We start from the raw sequence: 3,187 nt of genomic DNA, 5'->3' as shown, positions 1-3,187 counted from the left end.
CCAGGATGTCCAGCACGACGCCGTTCTGATCCACGGCGCGCCAGAGATAGCGTAATTCACCCTGAACGCGGATGAACAGGCGAGTGGCGCGGGGCAGTTGCATCCCCGCGCTCTCTCAGAACCGGACGTGATACTCTCGCATCATCCGGCTCCCATTGTTCGGCCGCTTCCATAGAGCAGGCTCCAGTGAGCGAACAGCCGAGGCTGATGGCGTGCGATGCGCGCCAGCCAGTGTCGGGATCGCCGCTTGTGCCCGCGCAGGGACTTGAACTTTCCGCTTGCCCATCGCGCCAAGGTAAGGTCGATGCGCTGCAAGGTCGGATAGAGGGCCGAAGGGCAGAACCGCCCGTAGTAGTTGATCCAGCCGCGAATGCTCGAGTTGAACATCTGCGCGAGATCATCCAGGGTCTTGTCACTTCGTCGATGCATCGACCAACTCCGAACAGCCCGACGGATCGCCGTGAGGGCCTTTGTGCTGACTGCGGGACTGAACGAGACGCCCATCCCCCCGGCCCTTTTGCTCACCATCCTTGGCCTGAAAGCGTAGCCAAGAAAGTCGAACTTGAAGGTCGGGTGAGTTTCACGGCGACTTTCATCCTTGCAATAGACGATCTTCGTCTTCTCAGGATGCAGCGTTAGTCCGCACTCCGCAAACCGCGCCTCAAGAGCAGTCCGCAGCGCTGTGGCTTGGTCTTCAGTGCGACAGTGACAAATCGCATCATCGGCATAGCGTTCGAACAGTATGTCCGGGAAGTTCCGGCGCATCCACAAGTCGAACGTGTAGTGCAGAAAGAGATTGGCCAAGAGGGGGCTGATGACCCCACCCTGCGGCGTCCCTCTCTCTCGCCCGATGATGCTCCCATCCGCCATCTGCATCGGCGCTTTCAGCCATCTGTCGATGTATAAAAGCGCCCACAAACAATCGGTGTGCTTGCGCACCGCCCGCATCAGCAGTTCCGTTTCAATGCTGTCGAAGAAGGCTTTGATATCGAGATCAAGAACCCAGTCACGACGCCAGCATCGCTGCCGCGCCATGCCGACTGCATCAAGCGCCGATTTGCCGGGCCGGTATCCATAGGAATCCGGGTGGAATTGCGGCTCCACCAACGGCTCCAGATGCCGTTTGACCACCATCTGGGCGATGCGATCAGCGACCGTGGGAATCCCCAGAGGGCGCGTCTTGCCATCGCTCTTTGGTATGTCGACCCGCCGCACCGGTGGCGGAAAGTAGCTGCCGGACGACAGACGATTCCAGAGTTTGTAGAGGTTGTTCCCAAGATCAGCCTCAAAGTCCGAAATCGTCTGGCCGTCTACGCCAGCCGCCCCTTGGTTGGCTCTAACCCTCTTATAGGCTTCCCATACTTCCCTTTTCGGAATGTCATACGGCTTGGCTCTATCCATGAGGGTCCTCCCGTTGCTGGTTGCCCTCAGGCCAGAGCTGAACAATGCAACCCCTTCGCTCCAGCCCCATTACAGGACCTTCATCACTACTACGGGTTGCTCCGCCCCTGTGCCCCGCATCGGTACTCTCATCCTCATAGGGTCCACCTATTTGGATTTCTCCCTTAGCATCGGGGCGACAGGTTCCTGCGTTCCACATAGAAGCCTGGTTCAGAGTCACGCCGCCTTTATGCCGGATGCCGCCTGGGCAGAAATCAGGCCATCCCCCAGACTCGTCCCGGGTTAACGAGTTCCACCCGGTTTCGACATCGTCTTGCACTTTTCGACACGTCATCAGCGGTTCGCTTTCGCTCGTCTCTCTGAACCTCACCTGACGGGATCAAGTCCCGCCTTTTCCGCAACGCTCACCACAACGGCTCTTTACCGTCGCAGCTTGCGGTAGTTTGAAGCCTGCCCCTGACGGTCGGCTTCGAGGGGCCCACCCTCATCTTCTATGCAGCTCCGCACTTCCATCGCTGGTCGTGCGTTCACAGCACACCCTCGTCGAGGTGCCATTTATCACCGGGCCGAGGTCGGCGGCGACGCAGATTGTCGGCGAAGGCTGATCCAAACTTCAGGCACCATCGGCGGACGCTCTCGTAAGAGACGATGACGCCGCGCTCGGCCAGCAGCAGCTCAACATCTCGGAAGCTCAGGCTGAACACGTGATAGAGCCATACAGCGTGGTTCTGTTGCAAACGCTGGCTGGCGATCAGCGATTCACGGGGAAGCGTGACAAGTCAGGCAGCGATCCCAAAGAGCTCGCCAATGAAGGTGGCTTGTGCCGGCATGTCGCGGCCACCAATGTCGTGAACCTGCCCTTTCCTTATCATCGCCATCATCTCGTAGCCGGCCAGCGTCCGTCGTGCCGTTCGTAAACTGCCAAAGCCAAGGCCCTGTCGCACCAGCCGTTTGATCCTGCGATGGTCCTGCTCCACGATGTTGTTGAGGTATTTGCGCTGCCGCAATCGCGAGAAGCGCCAGAGTTCGCCGGCTCGTTTCATGTCCGCTGCGGCACGCGGATAAGATGGGTTCTTATCCACCGTGATCGTGCGCGGGTTGACGGTGTGCGGCTGCGCCAGCGCCTTGCGGAAGAACCGCTTCGCCGCCGTGGCATCGCGCCGGCCCGACAGCAGGAAGTCGATTGTCTGGCCAAGGCTGTCGACCGCGCGATAAAGGTAGGTCCAGACACCCTTGACCTTGATGTAGGTCTCGTCCACCCGCCAGGACCCGGTGCAAAGACGCAGATGACGCCGAACCCGCTGCTCCAGCTTGGCAGCATAGGCTTGCACCCAACGGAACAGGGTCGTGTGATCGACCGCGACGCCACGATCGGACAGCATCAAGGTGAGGTCGCGGTAGCTGATCGGAAAGGCGAGATACCACCGGAGCGCCCACAGGATAACCTCGGACGTGAAATGCCGACCTTTGAAGGAGCCGTCCTGTTCAGCCGCGATCATGCCCGTCCACCAATTCAGCCGCCGGCGTTCTACTCCATCGCAGCCGTCCTACCATTTGCAACAGAACCCGATGGAGTGCTTCGACGGCCGCCCTGGGGGCGAGGTTGATATCGAGCTCGATTTTAAGCGCGTCGAGTTTGCCTTTCAGCGGCAGGCCAGATCTAGCGATCGATGCAAGGGTTCTTGCAGTGTCATCGAACATCTCCTTCATTGGCGCGACAGTCTAATGCTGATCGAACGCCTGAAGTCCGCGGTTCACAGCCGGGCGGGCTTCGATCCGCTCGAAC

At 59.6% G+C, this 3,187-nt stretch carries 4 protein-coding genes and 1 pseudogene; 1 reads left to right on the top strand and 4 read right to left on the bottom strand.

What is annotated here, in order from left to right:
- From GSQ92_RS31940 to GSQ92_RS26040, 4 genes and pseudogenes are all read right to left on the bottom strand, one after another.
- Positions 1–103: DDE-type integrase/transposase/recombinase (locus GSQ92_RS31940; RefSeq protein WP_371418598.1), on the bottom strand; the 103-nt coding region annotated here is incomplete at its 3' end.
- 38 nt (positions 104–141) lie between these two features.
- A complete protein-coding gene (gene ltrA, locus GSQ92_RS26050; RefSeq protein ID WP_174247844.1) occupies positions 142–1,401 on the bottom strand; it encodes a group II intron reverse transcriptase/maturase in 1,260 nt (419 codons plus the stop codon).
- A gap of 539 nt (positions 1,402–1,940) precedes the next feature.
- Positions 1,941–2,156: pseudogene (locus GSQ92_RS26045) on the bottom strand (hypothetical protein); the annotation flags it as partial.
- Positions 2,157–2,180: 24 nt separating this feature from the next.
- Positions 2,181–2,900, bottom strand: coding sequence for an IS6 family transposase (locus tag GSQ92_RS26040; protein WP_159014523.1), 720 nt, complete (start codon positions 2,898–2,900; stop codon positions 2,181–2,183).
- Here GSQ92_RS26040 and GSQ92_RS30470 point away from each other — a divergent pair.
- Positions 2,899–3,187 (top strand): hypothetical protein (locus GSQ92_RS30470; protein WP_216856968.1); only part of this gene is annotated, 289 nt, incomplete at its 3' end. The genes GSQ92_RS26040 and GSQ92_RS30470 overlap by 2 nt on opposite strands.

The sequence above is a fragment of the Acidisoma sp. S159 genome (assembly GCF_009766125.1).
GTDB lineage: Bacteria > Pseudomonadota > Alphaproteobacteria > Acetobacterales > Acetobacteraceae > Acidisoma.
Note: the sequence above shows the minus strand (reverse complement) of the source record. Positions and strands in the feature narration are given on the sequence as shown.